This window comes from Streptosporangium sandarakinum (assembly GCF_013409935.1).
Lineage (GTDB): Bacteria > Actinomycetota > Actinomycetes > Streptosporangiales > Streptosporangiaceae > Streptosporangium > Streptosporangium nondiastaticum.
Genome location: NZ_JACCCO010000001.1, coordinates 3,354,200 through 3,371,118, shown reverse-complemented (window position 1 = coordinate 3,371,118; position 16,919 = coordinate 3,354,200). Strand labels below are relative to the sequence as shown.

The 16,919-nt window shown below is 70.6% G+C and carries 16 protein-coding genes and 1 tRNA gene; 9 read left to right on the top strand and 8 right to left on the bottom strand.

The annotated features are described in order from the left end of the window. Window positions 1-60: 60 nt before the first annotated feature. On the bottom strand, window positions 61-894 hold the full coding sequence (locus tag HDA43_RS15145) for a M15 family metallopeptidase (RefSeq protein ID WP_179821175.1): 834 nt from the start codon (window positions 892-894) through the stop codon (window positions 61-63). A gap of 429 nt (window positions 895-1,323) precedes the next feature. Between HDA43_RS15145 and HDA43_RS15140 the strand changes: the two genes are divergently transcribed. Further along, window positions 1,324-2,505: a DUF8462 domain-containing protein gene (locus HDA43_RS15140; protein ID WP_179821173.1), complete on the top strand. Its 1,182-nt coding sequence runs from the start codon at window positions 1,324-1,326 to the stop codon at window positions 2,503-2,505. Between the two features lie 115 nt (window positions 2,506-2,620). On the opposite strand, the gene HDA43_RS15135 is transcribed toward HDA43_RS15140, so the two are convergent. Both HDA43_RS15135 and HDA43_RS15130 read right to left on the bottom strand, forming a co-directional pair. Beyond that, a complete protein-coding gene (locus HDA43_RS15135; RefSeq protein WP_179821169.1) occupies window positions 2,621-3,475 on the bottom strand; it encodes a MauE/DoxX family redox-associated membrane protein in 855 nt (284 codons plus the stop codon). Window positions 3,476-3,650: 175 nt separating this feature from the next. Then, window positions 3,651-4,613 (bottom strand): hypothetical protein, encoded by a 963-nt coding sequence (locus HDA43_RS15130; RefSeq protein WP_246423993.1) that lies wholly within the window; start codon window positions 4,611-4,613, stop codon window positions 3,651-3,653. 205 nt (window positions 4,614-4,818) lie between these two features. On the opposite strand from HDA43_RS15130, the gene HDA43_RS15125 reads away from it, so the two are divergent. After that, window positions 4,819-5,418 (top strand): SigE family RNA polymerase sigma factor, encoded by a 600-nt coding sequence (locus HDA43_RS15125; RefSeq protein WP_179821167.1) that lies wholly within the window; start codon window positions 4,819-4,821, stop codon window positions 5,416-5,418. A gap of 131 nt (window positions 5,419-5,549) precedes the next feature. Here the strand turns inward: HDA43_RS15125 and HDA43_RS15120 are convergent, their stop codons facing one another. Continuing rightward, window positions 5,550-6,026 carry a MarR family winged helix-turn-helix transcriptional regulator gene (locus HDA43_RS15120; protein WP_312873264.1) on the bottom strand — a complete coding sequence of 159 codons (477 nt, stop codon included), beginning with the start codon at window positions 6,024-6,026 and terminating at the stop codon, window positions 5,550-5,552. A 101-nt stretch (window positions 6,027-6,127) separates the two neighbouring features. On the opposite strand from HDA43_RS15120, the gene HDA43_RS15115 reads away from it, so the two are divergent. Both HDA43_RS15115 and HDA43_RS15110 read left to right on the top strand, forming a co-directional pair. Continuing rightward, complete coding sequence (locus tag HDA43_RS15115) at window positions 6,128-6,688, top strand: YceI family protein (protein ID WP_179821165.1); 561 nt, start codon at window positions 6,128-6,130, stop codon at window positions 6,686-6,688. 481 nt (window positions 6,689-7,169) lie between these two features. After that, window positions 7,170-7,259 (top strand) — tRNA-Ser (locus HDA43_RS15110). Between the two features lie 24 nt (window positions 7,260-7,283). Here the strand turns inward: HDA43_RS15110 and HDA43_RS36710 are convergent. Next, window positions 7,284-7,610, bottom strand: coding sequence for a tyrosine-type recombinase/integrase (locus HDA43_RS36710; RefSeq protein ID WP_179821163.1), 327 nt, complete (start codon window positions 7,608-7,610; stop codon window positions 7,284-7,286). A gap of 983 nt (window positions 7,611-8,593) precedes the next feature. On the opposite strand from HDA43_RS36710, the gene HDA43_RS15100 reads away from it, so the two are divergent. Continuing rightward, window positions 8,594-9,034, top strand: a complete 441-nt coding sequence (locus HDA43_RS15100) for a PQQ-binding-like beta-propeller repeat protein (RefSeq protein ID WP_179821161.1) — start codon at window positions 8,594-8,596, stop codon at window positions 9,032-9,034. Window positions 9,035-9,385: 351 nt separating this feature from the next. On the opposite strand, the gene HDA43_RS15095 is transcribed toward HDA43_RS15100, so the two are convergent. Continuing rightward, window positions 9,386-10,264, bottom strand: coding sequence for a sigma-70 family RNA polymerase sigma factor (locus HDA43_RS15095; protein ID WP_179821158.1), 879 nt, complete (start codon window positions 10,262-10,264; stop codon window positions 9,386-9,388). 83 nt (window positions 10,265-10,347) lie between these two features. Here HDA43_RS15095 and HDA43_RS15090 point away from each other — a divergent pair, with 83 nt between their 5' ends. Continuing rightward, on the top strand, window positions 10,348-10,797 hold the full coding sequence (locus HDA43_RS15090) for a carboxymuconolactone decarboxylase family protein (protein ID WP_179821156.1): 450 nt from the start codon (window positions 10,348-10,350) through the stop codon (window positions 10,795-10,797). Window positions 10,798-10,981: 184 nt separating this feature from the next. Continuing rightward, complete coding sequence (locus HDA43_RS36705; RefSeq protein WP_376770503.1) at window positions 10,982-11,071, top strand: phosphotransferase; 90 nt, start codon at window positions 10,982-10,984, stop codon at window positions 11,069-11,071. Window positions 11,072-11,403: 332 nt separating this feature from the next. On the opposite strand, the gene HDA43_RS15085 is transcribed toward HDA43_RS36705, so the two are convergent. Both HDA43_RS15085 and HDA43_RS15075 read right to left on the bottom strand, forming a co-directional pair. Then, complete coding sequence (locus tag HDA43_RS15085; RefSeq protein WP_179817693.1) at window positions 11,404-11,820, bottom strand: hypothetical protein; 417 nt, start codon at window positions 11,818-11,820, stop codon at window positions 11,404-11,406. A gap of 1,450 nt (window positions 11,821-13,270) precedes the next feature. After that, on the bottom strand, window positions 13,271-14,005 hold the full coding sequence (locus tag HDA43_RS15075) for a hypothetical protein (protein WP_179821153.1): 735 nt from the start codon (window positions 14,003-14,005) through the stop codon (window positions 13,271-13,273). A gap of 962 nt (window positions 14,006-14,967) precedes the next feature. On the opposite strand from HDA43_RS15075, the gene HDA43_RS15070 reads away from it, so the two are divergent. Then, the gene (locus HDA43_RS15070; protein ID WP_179821151.1) at window positions 14,968-15,477 is read left to right on the top strand and encodes a SigE family RNA polymerase sigma factor; all 510 of its coding nucleotides are present in this window, start codon (window positions 14,968-14,970) and stop codon (window positions 15,475-15,477) included. After that, window positions 15,477-16,913 (top strand): hypothetical protein, encoded by a 1,437-nt coding sequence (locus tag HDA43_RS15065; RefSeq protein ID WP_179821149.1) that lies wholly within the window; start codon window positions 15,477-15,479, stop codon window positions 16,911-16,913. The genes HDA43_RS15070 and HDA43_RS15065 overlap by 1 nt, the downstream gene beginning before the upstream one ends. Window positions 16,914-16,919 lie beyond the last annotated feature (6 nt).

Sequence of the window (16,919 nt, the reverse complement as noted above, 5' to 3'; positions counted from 1 at the left end):
ACCCCGGAACGCGGGCGCCGGGATCCCTCGCGGTGACGGTCCCGATGCCGGAGCGCCGTCTCAGCCGCCGCCCTTGCTGAAGTGCTGGAGGTCCTTGGGGCCGCTCCAGTAGCCGCCCCACTCCCAGCCGAGCTGCTGGAACGCCTTGACCACCTTGTCCCCCGGATTGATCACCCCGGGCTTGTCCAGCGGGCGCTTGGCGAACTGGCGGGCGTTCTTGTGCGCCACGGAGCCGTTCGCGTACACGTAGGGGTTCTCGCGCGGGTTGAGGTCGATGGCCTTGCCGTAGGCGTGCCGGGACCAGCTGCTCGACCCGGTCGCCGCGCGGCAGTTGAAGGCCGAGGTGTTGCCGGCGTCGATCGAGGCGAAGTCGTCGCCCTTGTAGGCGTCGACGGGCACCATCTTGTAGATCGGCCACCGCCAGCCGTACAGGCGCTTGAAGACCGTGACGACGTCGTCCGTGACGCTCTTGTTCACCACGAGCCTGCCGGTGTGCGGCTTGTCGTCGAAGCCCCAGTGGGTCATCGTGACCATCCGCAGGTCACTGACCGGGACCGGGCAGCCGGGCCGCCAGGAGTAGGGGAGCTGGTCGCGGGTCACCTTCGAGACCTTCGCCGAGAACTCCGGCGGGCCGGTCGGGCTCGGGCTCGCCGAGGGGCTCTCGCTCGCCGGGGCGCTCTCGCCCGGGGTCGCGCTCGAAGCCGGGGTCGGGGTCGCGGCGACCCGCTCGGGTGTGGTGGACGGCGACCCGGACGTCGGGGAACCCGACGGCGGCGGCGCGTCGGACACGCCGCACGAGGCCGCCAGAAGGCAGCCGGCGGCCACGGCGACGGCCGCCCGGACTCGGATGGCGCCCGTCGCCCGGGCGCGGACGGCGGGCCGGGTGGTTGGCATCTGATCGCCCCCGTACAGAGGTTGAGACGGCGAGTTTCCGATGTAGCCAGCCTGCTACAAGAGGCGGGCGACCGCCGTGGCGGGGTCCGGTCACGGGACTTCGGGCGAGTTCGCCGTGCTTGTGGCGGAGTCCGGTTCCGGGTGCACGGGCGGGCCGCCGGACTTCTTGGCCGAGCCTTTCCGTGGAAAACCTCGTTCCTGTGTTCGAAGGGACGCTACAGTCGGAGGCACTGGATCGAACACGGGTTCGGACGCTCGCTCGGGTGGCGTTCGCCCAGGTGGGAGGGGTGCGTCATGGCCATGCTCGCGACGCCGCCGGTGATCCGCACCCCGATCCGGCGGCCCGCCGTCCACCGCCGCGCGACACGCCGTAACGCTTTCTACGGAAATCTACGTCGGCCGCTATATCCCGTCATAAAGTCCGAGAGCGTGGACCCCGTGCGCAATCCCTACGCCCCCGGTGCGGGGCAGCGCCCCCCAGAGCTCGCCGGGCGCGACCGTGAGCTGCAGCAGTTCGAGATCGTCCTGGAGCGGGTGGCCCGCGGCCGCCCGGAGCGCAGCATGGTCATCACCGGCCTGCGCGGCGTCGGCAAGACCGTCCTCCTCAACACCTTCAAGTCGATGGCCATGCAGCGGCTGTGGGGCACCGGGAAGATCGAGGCCCGGCCCGACCAGTCGATCAGGCGCCCGGTGGCCGCCGCCCTGCACCTGGCGATCCGGGAGCTGGCGCCCCGGCACCGCGCCCCCGACCGCATCGAGGAGTTCCTCGGCGTGCTCAAGGCGTTCGCGATGCGCGACCCGACCGCGGCCAAGGGCACCTCGCACTGGTCGCCCGGGATCGACGTGCCCGCCGCCCGCGGCCGGGCCGACTCCGGTGACCTGGAGATCGACCTCACCGAGCTGTTCGTCGACGCCGCCGGGGTCGCCACCGACCTGGGCGTCGGCATCGCCCTGTTCATCGACGAGATGCAGGACGTCCAGTCACCGGACGTCTCGGCGCTCTGCGTGGCCTGCCACGAGCTCTCCCAGAGCGGCGGCCCGCTGATCGTGGTCGGCGCCGGCCTGCCGCACCTGCCCAGCGTGCTGTCGGCCAGCAAGAGTTACTCCGAGCGGCTCTTCCGCTACGCCCGGATCGACCGGCTCGACCGTCAGGCGGCCGACCAGGCGCTCATCGCCCCGGCCGAGGAGGAGGGGGTGGAGTTCACCCAGGAGGCGCTCGACGCCCTCTACGAGGCGGCCGACGGCTACCCCTACTTCGTCCAGGCGTACGGCAAGGTCGCCTGGGACGTGGCGCTGCGCAGTCCGATCACCGCCGACGACATCAGGGTCTCCGCGCCGGAGGCGGAGGCGGAGCTCGCGGTCGGCTTCTTCGGCAGCCGGTACGAACGCGCCACCCCCGCCGAGCGCGACTACATGCACGCGATGGCCGTCATCGGCGACGAGCCGGTCGCCACGGCCGAGGTCGCGGAGGGCCTGGGCCGCAAGCCGTCCAGCCTCTCGCCCGCCCGCGACAGCCTCATCAAGAAGGGCCTGATCTACAGCGCCGAGCGCGGCCTGATCGCGTTCACCGTGCCGCACTTCGGAAAGTTCCTGCGTTCCCAGCCCGTCTGAACATGTGTTCGATATACTGAAGGCGGGTCCTAGACCCCTATACGGCTCTCTAGTGGGGAAGCTAGAGAGCCGTATAGACCTCCATCGACCGTGCCCTAGAAAAATCTAGGGTTCTCTAGCCGCGCGCCGATACGGGGATAGATTCCGTCAGAGTTCCGGCGTCGACCGGCTGCCCGGTGGCGTCCACCAGCGCCACCCGCACCGCCGGGTGTCGTCCGCTCAGATAGACCGCGAAGACCACGTCCACCGGCTCGTCCGTACGGCTGCGCCCCGGATAGACGAAGAACCGCCAGCACAGCTCCCGCCAGCTGTCGACCGGTTCGCCGGAGGCCAGCAGCCGCTCGTGGGCCCGCCAGACCGTGCTGGCCCGCAGCCGGTGGAGCGCCTGCTCCGGGGGCATCGGCCGCTGCTCGCAGGGGGCACGGTGCCGGATCCGGGCCGCCGCCTCCTCGATCTCGGGAGACAGCGCGGCCAGTACCACCAGCCCTCCGGCCGCGGCCAGCGCGTCCGGCCACGTCATGGCGGTCAGCAGTGACCACCCGGAGACCGGCGGGGCCCAGACGGTGCCGGTGGCCATGGCCGTCAGCACCGTCGTCCGGCCCAGCGAGCGCAGCCCCACCGGCGCGGCGCTGACCTCGCCGAAACAGCCGCATCCCACGTCGGGGCGCTGCCGCCGCAGCTCCCACAGGACGTAGGTGGACATCGCGAAGAACCCGGCCGCCGCCCAGCGGAACGCCGGGTGCCCGCTCGCCAGCAGGCCGGTCAGCAGGGCCGTCTCCCCGGCCGCGCAGACGAGCATGGCGGGTGCCCGCAGGCGGTCGGGCACCAGCACCGCCGGCCCGAGCCTGCCCAGCGCGCCCGGCTCGGCGTCGCCCCTGGCCGTCCACACCTTGGCGAGCGCGCCCGCCGCCAGCAGAACGCACAGCACCGGCAGCTGCGCCACGGCGATCATCGTCAGCGTCCACGTCATCACGGCGTCACTCCGGTCCGGGTCGGTGTCCGCGTCATCCCGCTGTCCCTCCGAGGCCCGCTGCCCTTCCGAAGCCCGGCGTCACTCCGGTCCGGGTCGGTGTCCGCGTCATCCCGCTGTCCCTCCGAAGCCCGGAGTCGCTCCGGTCCGGGGCGGTGTCCATGTCATCGGCGCGTCACCCCGGTCCGATCCGCGCGTTGAAGCACCCCTTGGTCAGGTCGCCGCCGAGCTCCACGAAGGAGGTGGCCGACAGCTCCACGATCCGGCCGCGCGGCGAGGTGCCGCACTCCAGGCACCGGTCGCAGAATCTCCCGGCCATGCAGCCGCACGCCGCCAGCGGCAGGGCCGAGGTACGGCCGGCGCACACGTTGCGCACGGTGAGCGTCGAGCCCAGCGCCAGGTAGGGCAGCCCGGTGCATGACACCCCGGTGTCCTGGCAGTCGGCGTCGGAACGCTCCAGCATGGGATAGGCCGCGCCCCGCTCGGCGTAGTCGAAGGCGTCCGACCAGGTGGCGGTGCCGGAGATCCGCGACTGCGTGCCGCCGTAGCCGGGCGGCGGCTTGGGCACCGCCGTCCACCGGTAGGGCGGCTGCGAGGTCGCCGGCAGCCGGGCCTTGGCCACGCCGTCCTCCCGCACGCCGATGGCGTCGAAGAGATAGCCCGGCTCGAACTTCGGGTGCCGGACGCGGAGCCGGCCGGAGGCGCCGTAGGGCACGACGATCGTGCGGTGTCCGCGGTGCGGCCCGCAGTACAGCTCCACGGTCTGGTCCCGGCTCTCGGCTCCGATGGACCGGATCACCCCGGTGATCCGGGTGATGTCCGCCCAGATCCGGTCCACGACCCGGCCGGACCGCAACGCCCTGATGATCACGTTGGCGCCCCGCGGCAGATCCGCCGGGGCGACGTTCTCGCCGCGCCAGGCGGTCGCCCACGGCGCGATGACGAGCCGCTCGTGGCGTCCCTCGGGGGTCTCGATGAGGATCAGGTGCGGGCTGACGTCCAGGAGTTCGCCGGTGACCGCCTGGAAGGCGTCGCCCTCGTCGGGGGCGGGACCCGGTTCGTCGAGGCTGCGGCCAAGCGCCGCCGCCGCCAGGATCCGGCGGCGGTCAACGCTGCGGTACGGCATCGGCACTCCCATGCTCCGGTGATGTCTCCGGAACTAGCCTCACACGACCGCCGGTGACCGGACGCCGTCTTCGGCCGTCGGAACCGACAGGACTCCGACCAGGTAGCAAAATTCCCATCCTCGATGCAATGCGTTACCTCCCGTAACGGGGTGAAACCGAGTACGGCGCACGGGTACGCCGAAGTTCCCGCCGGGCTCGATTTTTGCCGTTGACCGTATGAAATATGGGTTCCGGTTCAGCCGGATCGGGGGCCAGGGCTGCGATTCTGGCGACTACACGCACCCTGACCGCAGGCTGGTGATCGCGGTGACCGGCGGGAACCACGAGGAGTTCCGCGAGTACGTCGTTGCTCGCGGCCCCGCGCTGCTGCGCGCCGCCCGTCAGCTGACCGGCCACCACAGCGACGCCGAGGACCTGCTCCAGGCGGCCCTCGCCCAGACCTACCTGGCCTGGGACCGCATCCAGGACCGCGCCGCCCTGGACGGCTACGTGCGGCGGGCGATGGTCAACATCAACATCTCCTGGTGGCGGCGGCGCAAGCTGGAGGAGTACCCGTCGGAGGACGTCCCCGAGCCGGCCCTCGCGGGCGTCCGCGCGCCGCTGCCCGAACGGGTGGAGCAGGCCCTCGACCGGCTGCCGACCCGGATGCGTGCGGCGATCATGCTGCGCTACTACGAGGACATGACCGAACCGGAGATCGCCGAGACCCTGGGGGTCAGCATCGGCACGGTCAAGAGCACGGTCTCGCGGGCGATGGCCAAGCTCCGCGGTGACCTCACGATCCCCGAGCAGCGCCGGTTCGGGCCGCGGTCCTGACGTCGCGGGCGCCGCCGTTGGCTTCGCCGTACGGTCGGAGCGTGTGCGGCCGGGGTCCGTGCGGCCGGGGTCCGTGCGGCGGGGGTCCGTGCGGTGAGGCCCATGTGGCGGGGGTCCGTGCGGCGGGGCGGCTATCCGGTGTGGTCCTCCACGCCCGCGGTGGCGCAGGGCCGTACGGCGTCGCGGATGACCCTGAGCGTGTCCAGGAAGGCGTCGAGCCGGGCGGGGGGCAGGAGGCCGGTGAACCAGGTCTCGATGTCGTCCAGATGTCGCGGGACGACGGTGGCGAGTCGTTCGGCGCCCGCGTCGGTGATCGCGGCGTAGGAGGCCCGGCGGTCCTCCGGGCACGCCTGCCGGGCGACCAGGCCGTCACGTTCCAGCCGGTCGACGACCCTGGTCATGCCGCTGGTGGAGAGGCTCGTCTGGGCCGCGAGGTCGCTCATGCGCAGGCGTCCGCCGGGCGAGCGGGCCAGCCGGAGGAGCGTCTCGAAATCGATGTCCGACAGCCCCGCCGCCGCGAAGGTCGACCGGGTCTTCGCCGCCAGTCCGCCGTGGACCTCGGCGAGGAGGCCCATCGCGGTGAGGCGGGAGTCGTCAAAGGGGATCACTCCCTCACTGTATCCGACGGTAGTTGACGCAATGAATATTCCTCCGGTACAAATATGCTGACGCAAACATCCGCGCAGCAAGAGTCATTCGGGAGTAGATCATGAGCACTCGGACCTGGGAAGGGCTGCAGCTCCCCGCGGCCGGCACCTTCGCCCTCGACGCCGCGCACACCCGCGTCGGCTTCGTCGTGAAGCACATGATGGTCAGCAAGACCCGGGGCAACTTCACCGACTTCGCCGGCAAGGTCACGGTCGCCGAGAACCCCCTGGAGTCGTCGGCCGAGCTCACGATCCAGGCCGCGAGCATCAACACCGGCAACGCCGACCGCGACGGCCACCTGCGCAGCGGCGACTTCCTGGAGGCCGAGAAGTACCCCGAGGTCACCTTCCGCAGCACCCGGGTGGCCGGCCACTCCGGCGACGAGTTCACCCTCGTCGGCGACCTCACGATCCGCGACGTCACCAAGGAGGTCGAGCTCACCGTCGAGTACGGCGGCGCCGGCACCAACCCGTGGGGTCAGGACGTGTGGGGCTTCTCCATCTCGACCGAGATCGACCGTGAGGAGTTCGGTCTCACCTGGAACCAGGCCCTGGAGACCGGCGGCGTCCTGATCGGCCGGAAGGTCAAGATCGAGATCGAGGGCGAGGCCAACCCGGCCTGACCCGCCCGGGCGGGACGCCCGATCCCGCCCGCAGGCTTCTCCCGGGAGGGGAACCCGTGTCCGTCGGTTTCCTCCGAGGAGGGACGTGCCGCGCCCACCCTCCGGGAACCCGCGTCTGTCGGCGCCCTTCGAGGAGGAGCGCACCGCGCCCACCCTCCCGGAGCCCGCGTCCCGTCGAGCGCCATCCGGAGCCCGCGTCCCGTCGAGCGCCATCCGGAGCCCGCGTCCCGTCGAGCGAATCCCCAAGCCCGTGACCGCGCTGAGCTGGGAATTCGCTCTTCTGTCCACAGCTGTGGATCAAGTTTTCCACAGCTGTGGACGACCCTCGTCGACACGCCTCCCGCCGGAATTCCGGCGACTCCCCTTTCACGGACATTCCGCGGATCTTTCGCGGGCCCGAGCCTTTCCGGAGGCTCGCCCGCCAACCGCTTTGCCGCACTGCCTGATGGCCGGTACGCTGTTCTGAGCCACACGGCAACCAGGAGGCTTCGCCTAGTCAGGTCTATGGCGCCGCACTGCTAATGCGGTTTGGGTCTACAGCCCATCCGGGGTTCAAATCCCCGAGCCTCCGCAGGTCAGAGCCCCTCTCGCTATCTCAGCGAGGGGGGCTCTTTCGATCTTCACAGGCGCCGTGGTTGCAGTTTTGGTGGCAGTCGCTCCCAGGACTCACCCAGAGCGCAGTCCCCATGCGCTCGCTCGCGTCCTTCACCTGGGAACCGGCGATGTGGGTGTACCGCTCAGTCATGGTCACCCGGGCGTGACCGAGAATCTCCTGCACGACGCGGATGTGGACGCCCCGCTCGACGAGCAGGGTTCCGGCGGTGTGGCGGGCGTCGTGAAGGCGGGCTTCCCCTGATTCCGGCCTGCTTGAGGAGCACTTTCCACACCTTGCAGTCCGGTGGGCAGCCGGGGTCGTGCTCATGGGCTTTGCACCGTAGCCTGCACGGCCAGCGGTGCCACTCCTTGCCACACTCCTGGGGATCGTCGCAGCCGTGCCACCAAGGGGATCGCTGCGCCTGGTACCAGGCTTTGATCACGCCCGTTTCGGGATCGACGAAGGACCAGCGGAGGCCGAGCGCTTCGCCCTGGCGTATGCCGAGAGCCAGGGCGACCGACCACCGGGCGGTGCTCCGCCCGCTCGGCGGCCGGGCATGTGGCCTGGGGACCGGTCCCGGCCGCCGGCAGTTCGGGCCACACCACCGTGCGCCCCACTCGGCGTACCCACCGAATCCGCCGATCAGAGCACCACACCGCCGTTTTCCGACCGGTCCGACAGCTACACGGCCGGTTCAACGTCCTTCTCATCGCGCCGCCCGCTCCGCCTCCGCCAGGAGTGCACGACCGCGCCCATCATGGGGAGTATTCCCGCCAGCGATATGAGCACCAGGGCGCCATTCACCCAAGCCTGAGGCATCGGGCCACGAAATCCGGAGTACATAAAGACCAGACCGGCTCCCAGCCAGCCGCAATTGAGGAACGCACATACGAACCCGAGCCGAACCCAAAGAGATCTTCGCCATCCCATGGACTGAACCTTCTCATTGAAGTGCTTTAGATAAAAGCGCGCCCCCGGCGGGGGCCTCGGCTCCGGGATGATCGTCCGTACGTGAGCCATGTCCGTAGCCGGCTGAGGTGGGAGCCCGATCGTCCCGCCCGCCACGACCCAGGAAAGCCCCAGCAGTCCGGCTCTGCGGCTCAAGCCCGTCTGTGACCGTTGGCATCCAACGATCGAGGAACGGCGACCGGTTCACGCACACGCGAAAACGGGCCTGTCCCTCCGTCGCCGGCCCGCTGCCGCTTCGCGGTGGGTCGAGGCAGACGGGAGGACAGGGGAAGGCGTGCGCGGGCGCGCCACTCCCCTTTTCTTCTCAGCCGTAAGCCTTTCAGACCTTCGAGGGGAATCAGATGACCGAGACGTCCGCATCAAGGCCGAAGAAGCGGCGGCTACGCAAACCGCTGTTCTTGGTGCTGACCGTGGCCATCGTGCTCATTGCCGGGTTGGCTCTCTTCAACCGCGATGACCACGAGCAGGCCGACCTCCCGTTCATCGCCGGGCAGATCCAGGGGCACAAGATCTGGAGCGCCACCGTCCGGGAAAAGGAACAGCGCATCGAGATCACGACCACCGATGGTCGACGCTTTCATGGCGAGTGGAAGAACCCTGGCCAGGAAGGAGAACCGGTCGACGCTCTACAGGAAGTTCAGCCCGCAGGTGGGTACACCATCGAAGTGCCGAAGACGACCTGGCTATTACCCGGCCCCCTGGAGATCTTCGCGGGAGCGGTTCTGGCCGCACTTCTTGTTGCGGCTTCACGCCGTGTCAGGCGATTCCAGAAGGACCGCTAAGCACCGCTGGCCCAGGTGGAACCGATCGGGACGGGCAGGATCCGAACTGCTGACGCGGTTCGGGTCCACAGCCCATCCGGGGTTCAAATCCCCGAGCCTCCGCGGGTCAAAGGCCCCTCTCGTCGCATCGACGAGAGGGGCCTTTGCGCGTTACGGGTCAGGCGGACGTTCCCGCGTTCCTCGCCTTCTTCCTGGCCGACCTCCCGGTTCCTGTGGTCGCTACGGCGCTTCGTACGGGGCCGTCGCTCCGAATCCACAGGACGGCTCCGCGCATGTGAGGGAGCTCTCAGCGCCACGGCCTCCTGCGGTCCCCCCCACCGGCCCGCCCGCGGTGACCGTCTCGGCGGTGACTCACTCCGGGTCCGGCAGATTCATCGACGCGAGCCTGGCCGGATCGGCCACGACCATGATGTCGGCGATCCGGCCGTCGACGACGGTGAACGCCATGACCGACAGGGGGGTACCGTCCTCAAGCCAGGACACGATCCCGGGAAGGCCGTTGACGAGCACCGTCCGTCCGCGCGTGGCCGACCGCTGACGCAGCCGCGCGCCGGAGGCGACCTCGGTGGCGCCGAGGACGACGACCACACCGCCGGGGGTGTCGACGGTCAGCCTCACCTCGGGGTCGAGCACGCGCAGCAACCCCTCGAAGTCGCCGCGGTGAGCCGCAGCCAGGAATGCCTGGACCACCTCGCGCTGCTCCCGCCCGGCCGCCGCCGGCCGCCCGGTTCCCCGCACCTTCCTGCGGGCGCGGCTGGCGAGCATCTTGGTGGCGTCGGCGGACTTTCCGAGGATCCGGCCGATCTCGTCGAACGGCACCGCGAACAGGTCGTGCAGCACGAACGCCAGCCGCTCACTCGGCCGGAGCGACTCCAGGACGACCAGGAGCGCGAGCCCGACCGAGTCGGCCAGCGCCACGTCGTCCTCCGGCGCGGGGCTGTCGTCGGCCGTCACGACGAGTTCGGGCAACCGGTCGTCGTAGGACGCCTCAGGGCGGGCCTGGCGCGATCGCAGGACGTCGAGGCTGATCCGGCCGACCACCGTGGTCAGCCAGCCGGCGAGGTTGTGGATGGCCGCCGTGTCCTGCCGGCGGAGCCGCAGCCAGGCCTCCTGGACCACGTCCTCGGCGTCGGCGTGCGATCCGAGCATGCGGTAGGCGACCGCGCGCAACCGGTCGCGCTGGGCCTCGAACGCCTCGTCCACCGGGTCCGCCGGGTTGGTGCCGGACATGTTGTTACCTCCCTCGGATCCACTCCGTCATAGGGGATGACGGGCCCGGACGGGCACAGGTAACCGATGAAGGAGCAAGGCCAATGGAAGCACGCATGAAGAGCCGGGCGAACGCCGACGTGATGACGGCGATCCAGCACCTCCACAAGGCGATTCACGCAGGTGGCGTCGACCCGCTCGTGCTTGATCTGGTCCACCTGCGGATCAGCCAGATCAACGGCTGCAGCCCGTGCGTCTTCGCCGGGATCGCGTCGGCCAAGAAGCACGGAGAGACCGACGAGCGGCTGCACAATGTGGTCACCTGGCGCGAGACGCCCTTCTTCACCGAGGCGGAGCGGGCGGCGCTCGCACTGGCCGAGGCCGCCACCCGGATCCAGGACGGCGCGCCGGGCGTGACCGACGAGATCTGGGACGCCGCCGCCGCGCACTTCGACGAGGAGCAGCTGTCCGCGATCAACCTGGAGATCGCGCTGACCAATTTCTTCAACCGGATCAACCGCACGATCCGGGAACAGGCCGGCAAGACCTGGTGAGCCGACCGGGAAGCCCCCGATGGCGCCCGTCAGGAAGCCGCGCAGACCCGCCCGCCAGAAAGAGGTGTGCCCACCGCGCATGGTCCGGCCCTTCGCAACCGTCAAAGGAGCTGAACCGATCTCATGCCGACGGTGACGGCCGGATCCAGGTCGTTTCCGGGAGACCGGGGCCGTCCGCGCCCATCTGTCGGCACGGCGGGGAACCGGCCCCGCCGTCATCGACTTCGGCACCTCCGGCGTCGGTGACCCCGCCTGCGACCTCGTCGTGGCCTGAACCCGCTTCGCCGGTGACGAGCGGAAGGTCTTCCGGGAGGCGGCCGGCCTGCCCCACGACGCCTGGCGGCGGGCACGCGGCTGGGCCCTGTGGAAGGCGCTGGTGACCATGGTCCGCTCGTCCGGCTCCGAGGCCGGGGCTTCCAGAGCCGCGTCCTCCTTCAGGTCCTGGGGGACCCGGTCGCCGGCTGACCGGCCGCGGATGGCCGGCGATGTCGCGGAGGGCCGAACGCACCGGATCCCTCCGCTTTCACCGCCGGCCCGCCGGGTCCGGCCGGACCCGGCGGGCCGGAAGCCCGCGAGGCGCTCCCGGCCCCCACGGAACGGACCTCGCTAGCAGGGCGCGATGGCGACGGTCACGTGGCAGACCGTCGCGGCACTCATCATCGGGACGGCGACTTTCGGGCACGTGACGGCCGGAGGACGCCAGGTGCCCGAACGCCCCTTGGTGACGGCCGCGCCGGTCGTGCCGGAGTAGGCGGCCGTACCGGTCGTGCCGGTCGTGCCGGAGTAGGTTGTCGTACCGACCGTGCCGGCTGTATCGATCGTGCCGATTGTGTCGGTCGTGCCGGAGCAGGCTGCCGTGCCGGTCATGCCGGGGTAGACGACCGTGCCGAAGGAACCCGTCGCGCCGGCCTGGCCGGAGGAGCCGATCACGCCGAAGGAACCGCCGCCGGTGTGCAGGCAGGTGGCGCTGGGGTACTCGATGAACCCGATGGCGCCGTATCCGCAGACCGGGCTGATGGACATCGGGAACGACCGCGGACGCTCGGCAAGCCACATGGCGCCTTCCGAGACGCCCGTCATCGGGCAGTAGGCGACGGATGTGGAGCTGGTGAGGTTCGGCGTGCAGCTCGCGTCCGGTACTCCCGTGAGAGCATCGGGCCCGACCGGCCCCCGTGGTCCCGCAGGTCCCGTGGGTCCGGCCGGGCCCCGAGGCCCGGCGGGTCCTTGAGGCCCGGGAGGACCGGCGGCTCCCCGTGGTCCCTGCCCTGGGCCGAGAGCGGCCGGTACGCCAGCGGGCCCGACGGGTCCGGCTGGTCCCCGAGGCCCGGCGGGTCCGGTGAGTCCAATCGGTCCCGCGGGCCCGGCAGGACCCGCAGGTCCGGTGAGTCCCGCCGGTCCGGCAGGCCCGGCAGGTCCAGCGGGTCCTTCAAGCCCAGCAGGCCCGGCGGGTCCGGGCGGTCCAGGTGGTCCGGGGGGACCGGGGGGACCGGGGGGGCCGACGATCGATTCTCCGGGTCTGCCGTCCAGGCCCCGTGGTCCCTCCGGACCTACCGGGCCCCGGAAGCCGCGCGGTCCACGGCATCCGCGGTGACCCCCGCACCCGAATCCTCTCCGGCATCCCCGGCAGCCCCTGGGGCAGGCGCAGACGCGTGGCCCCCCGGAGACGTGCCGGACGTGCGGGACGATGCCCTTCTCGGCGTTGTCGTATATCGGAGGGCCTCCGTAGGCGTTCGCGGGTGCCTGGTTCGACGCCACCGTGAGGACGCCCGCCGTCGTGGCGAGAGCCAGACTCGTGAGACGTCCGCGAGGGGAGGAAACCGGCATACGCCTTTTCTTCTGAGAAAATCCTCTATTTTCCATGACGTTCCAATTCTGGAGGGGTGTATCTCTCAGTGCCACAACGGGCGGCACTGTTCGGCAGATACCCAGAAAATAGGAGTAGGCCATATTGGAACGGTTCGGCGAGGGTAAACAAAGCTTCAGGCGGTCTGTCGGTAATCTGCATCGGTCCACCGCTCCGCTGCTCTTTTCCTGATTTTCCTGGAAAAGGGAAAGAGTTTCTGTCGGTTGATGTCCGGCAGTCGCGCTGATCCGATGACATCGCTGTAATTCCGGTTTATAACCCGCTGGTCACTGTTTTCGGGCATCACCCCGATTGCGGGGTAAGAATCGTATATTCCAGTGTTCATAGCGGTACGGCGGTGCTGAGATCCGCTCGGTGGATGTCTCCACCGGGTGGGTCCCCGGCCCGGCACGACCCTGCCTTCACCGGATACGCGGCACGGGTCTCGGGGGCCTCACGGCCGTACGGCCCGGCACCGAGCGCGGACGCCCGCGGGCCCGGCACCGAGCGCGGACGGCCACAGGCCCGGGGCCGAGCGCGGACGCCCGTGGGCCCGAGGCCGGGCCGTACGAGCGAGGAGGCGGTGCCGGGCCGTACGAGCGAGGAGGCGGTGCCGGGCGGCGGTGCCGCTCAGTCCGGCGGGGTCAGGTCGATGAACGGGATGCAGTTCTCCGGCCAACGGGGATTTCCCGGGGTCCCCGGGGTGGGCTGCACGACACACGAGGTGTAGGCCAGGTTGCCGTTCGCGTTTCGCACCGTCAGGTGGATGTCGTTCCCCAGACTCGCCATGGCGAGGCCGACCACGCCGCCCGGATAGCCGGGCACGGACGAGAGGTCGAACCAGCGAGGGGTCGTCCGCGGGTCCCGGATCAGCAACGCCCCGTCGCTCCGGGGAGCGCCCACGAAGGCGATGCTGCCCTGGAACGCCATGGCGACGCTCGCGCTCAGTCCCTGGGGCCCGGTCCGGCCCGGCGGGCCGGGGACACCGGGCGGGCCCTGGGGTCCGGGTGGGCCCTGGAGGCCCGATTGCCCCGGGGGTCTGGGCGAGCCTGGAGGTCTGGGCGGGACGGGCTGCCCCTGCGATCCTCCCGATCTCATCGCCGCACGCCGGCACCTGCCGTTCCTGAAGACGTATCCCTTCCTGCCCCGGCAGATCTCCCTGGCGAAGGCCTCCCCGCCGGGGGACGGCCGTGCGGCGGCCTGGCCCGAGCCGTGGGCCGCGGCCTCCGAAACCTCCGCCGAATCCTCGGCGGCCTCCGCCCGGTCCCCGGCGAGCTCGGTGAGGAAGTCCAGGGCGAGGTCCTGGGCGCCCTCGGTCGTGACGACCGTCGTGTCCCCGGCCGTGCTTCCCGCGTCCCGGGTCATGACGGTTTCCATGTCCCGGGACGCGCTCTCCCCGCCTCCGGCCGTGAGGGTTCTCATGACCTGGGCCAACGCGGCTTCCGCGTCCCCGTCCGAGCCGGTTCCCGCGCCCCAGGCCGTCCAGGAGCCGTCGCCCGAGGCCGTACCGGTCCCCATGGCCCCGGCTGCTCCGTCTGCTCCGGTGAAGCGGGTCGACCCGGCCGCTCCGTCTGCTCCGGTGAAGCCGGTCGCCCCGGCGGACTCGGTGTCTTCGGCGTTCTCGGTGATGACGGTTCCCGTGCCGCGGACCGTCCGGTGAACCGCGGCGGTCCCGGCATCCCCCGTCGTGACTCCGGTCGCGGCCTGTGCCGGCGTGTGGAGTGGGGTCGCCAGTTGGAGAACGGTCACCGTCGCCGCGACGGCCCAGGACCGGGCATGACCGCCGTATCCGTTCTCGGCGCCGTATCTGCTGTTACTCGATATCATTTCATCCCATGTCGTTCGTGGCGTATCGGAAATCAGTTCCGTTCCGGGCCGCGAGAGCGGCACTGGTCAGGAGATACCCGACGGCAGGCACGACAGGGTGTTGATTCAGATGATGAACGTTAAACGCGTGTCACATCGGCAGGAAAAGCCGCCCGGCCTCCCCGTCGGCCACCGCAGAATGGGGAATCAAACAACCTTTTCCCGCTGACATCGCTCTTGGGGACGTTCGGTCATTGATCGCCGTTTTTCGGGATTTCCTCTTCCGCTCCCGCGACCCCGCCATGCCCGCGGAACAACTCGTACCGGATACGAAACCATGCCCGGTCCAGATCCTCCCGACGGCACGCGGAGGGCCGCGGACGCCGGTGCGGAGGCGGGGCCCGGAACGCGGAGACGGCGGATGCCGACGCGGAGATCGGCCCGGACGCGGAGGCGGTGGATGTCGACGCGGAGGTGCGGCCCGGGCGCGGAAGCGGTGGATGTCGACGGGGAGACGGCGGATGCAACAGATACGGCCCCCGAACCGTCCCTGGGACGTGGAGTTCACCGATTTCGTCGCCGCGCGGGCCGACGCGCTGTACCGGTACGGCTACGTGCTCACCGGCAACGCCGAGGACGCGGCGGACCTGACGCAGGAGGCGCTGATGCGTCTGGGCGACGCCTGGCCGAGGATCAGGAAACGCGACGACCCGGAAGGGTACGTCCGTACGACCATGGCCCGCCTGCACATCAGCGTCTGGCGGCGGCTGCGCAGGGAACGGCTGGTCGCGGCGGTCCCCGAGCGGGCCTACGACGACCGGGCGGGGGACGACACCGGCCTGTGGAACGAGCTGAAGGGACTGCCGCCCAGGCAGCGGGCCGTACTGGTCCTGCGGTACTACGAGGACCTCTCCGACAAGGAGATCGCCGAGATCCTCGGCGTCTCGCGCGGCACGGTGCGCAGCCAGGCGGCCCGTGCGCTGGACAAACTCAGGGTGCGGGTCACCGCTCTCGAAACGGGGCGAGTGTGATGAGGGACAGGAACGAAGAGGATCTGGTCCGCGCGCTGCGCGGAGCGGCGGACGACGCGCCCGAGCCGGTCGGGGACCTGCCCACGGCGATCACCGAGCGGCGCAGGCGCCGGAGCCACAGGCGGGCACGGTCGGTGCTCGCCGCGGCGGCCGTGCTGGTGGTGATCGGCGGCGGTACGGCGGTGGCCAGGGACGTCTTCCCCAGCGGGGGCGGGGAAGGCGTCTCGATCACCGGGGCGGCGGCCGATCCGTCCTCCCCCGTCGCGGATCCCTCCGAGGCGGCAGGGAAGACGCCGGAGGTGTCCGTGGACCCCGTCGCGGAGGTCTGGCCCAAGGCGGTGTCCACCATCCCGGCCAAGGCCGCGGACGGCTGGAAGTACCGGCCGATCACCGGACTGAGCGCCACGGAGCTGCTGCTCACCGCCGAGTCGTCGTTCGAGAAGGCGGGCCGGCTGGAGGTCTACGACACCGCGGCGCGCAAGAGCACCGTGCTCGCGGAGATGCCCGGCCCGCCGGGCGTGAAGGGCTACTTCGTGCAGGGCGTCGAGGTGGGGGCCGACTCCATCGCGTGGTGGGGGGAGACCCCCAACAACCGCGACGAGTGGGCCGACTTCTGGGTCGTCCCCCGGACCGGCGGCACGGCGCGTCAGGTCGGCGAGGTCACGGGCGCCCAGGCCCACGTGGAGCGGATCGGCGTCACCGCGGACTTCGTGTTCTGGTCGGTGCGGGCAGGAGGGGTCTACCGCATGCCGCTGACCGGCGGGTCCCCGGAGTACATCACCGGTACGGACGGCCTGCACCTGTTGTCCTGGCCGTGGGCGTTCGACGTCGCCAACGGGCGGGAGGGCGAAGACTGGGACAGGAACCAGACCAAGCTGTTCAACCTGGAGACAGGACAGACGACCGTGGTGAACGCCCCGGACGGCGCGCGCGGGCTGCGCTGCGGTCCGGCCTGGTGCTTCGGCGCGAGCGGTGACGAGAGCATCGTGCAGCGGACGGACGGCTCGGACCGCAGGACCCTGCCGGGTCTGTCCAACATGATGGAGCACACGCCCCTCGCCGGCAGGTTCGCGTTCTTCAGCCTCTCCGGAGTCACGGGCCGCGACGCGGCGGGGGAGGAGATCGAGGACGCCCACGCGCCGCTGGCCGTGGTGTACGACCCGGTCACCGGCCGTACGGCGGGCGTCGGCAAGCGGAACCCGTCCGGCGGCGGGGGCATCGGCACCGGGACCTCCTCCTCGCCCACCTCGATCATCTACTGGGACGAGGACCGGCGTCAGGTGGAGGAGTGCAAGGTGGAGGACGTGTCCTCCGTCCCCGCGTCGCCGAGGGATCCGGCCCCGACCGGGAAGACCAGGGTCTGCTCGACGACCGAGAAGGGCGGCGGCAAGGAGCTCACGGTCGTGAACCTTCTCGCCGTGCCCCCGACGGAATAACGTTCT